We start from the raw sequence: 828 nt of genomic DNA, 5'->3' as shown, positions 1-828 counted from the left end.
ACCTGGACGCCCTTCTGACCGCACTCTATGTCCATCTGGACGACCATGTCCTGCGCTCGGCCGACCGGCCCCGCCGGCGTGGTCCCGGCAGGGTGCTCAACGACGCCGAACTGGTCTGCGTCGCCATCGCCCAGGTGCTGCTGGGCTGTGACTCCGAACGCCGGTGGCTGCGGACCGCGCCCGGCAGGATCGGGCACCTGTTCCCGCGGCTGCCCGGCCAGTCCGAGTACAACCGGCACCTGCGCGATGCCGCGCCCGCCCTGGCGGCCGCGGCCGGGTGGCTGGTCCGCCGAACCCCGTCCTGGCACGACCGGCTGCGGCTGATGGACGGCACCCCGCTGCGCTGCGGCGCCTCGCGCACCACCGTGCACCGCTCGGCGCTGGGCGAGATCGCCGGCTACGGCATGGACAAGTCCCACCACGCCTTCTACTGGGGCGCCAAGCTGATGCTGATCACCACCGCCGAGGGCGCGGTATGCGCCTTCAGCCTGGCCCACCCCAAGGAGCTGGACGAACGCAAGCAAGCCGTGCACCTGCTGCACCTCCAGCCACCCGCGCCCGGGCCATGCCCGATCGTGTGCGACAAGGGATTCGCCGGAGCGGGCGTGGAGAAGGCCGCCGCCGGCCTCGGCCACATCCTGATCCGCCCCGTCCGCGACGACGAGCCCGCCCCGGCCGTGAAGGTCTTCCCGGCCTGGCTGCGCCAGCGCATCGAAGCGGTCATCTGGACCCTGAAGAACCAACTCGGGCTCGAACGCCACGCCGCCCGCACCACCGAAGGCCTATGGACACGCCTGTGCCAGCGCATCTGCGCCCTCAACGCCGCGA

General features: G+C 72.2%; 1 protein-coding gene. It reads left to right on the top strand.

Features of this window, described 5'->3' with window-relative positions; genetic code table 11:
* Positions 1-2: 2 nt before the first annotated feature.
* Positions 3-828: transposase (locus ACA361_RS42285; RefSeq protein ID WP_375020796.1), on the top strand; the 826-nt coding region annotated here is incomplete at its 3' end.

Source organism: Actinomadura sp. 21ATH (genome assembly GCF_041951345.1).
Lineage (GTDB): Bacteria > Actinomycetota > Actinomycetes > Streptosporangiales > Streptosporangiaceae > Spirillospora.
Note: the sequence above shows the minus strand (reverse complement) of the source record. Positions and strands in the feature narration are given on the sequence as shown.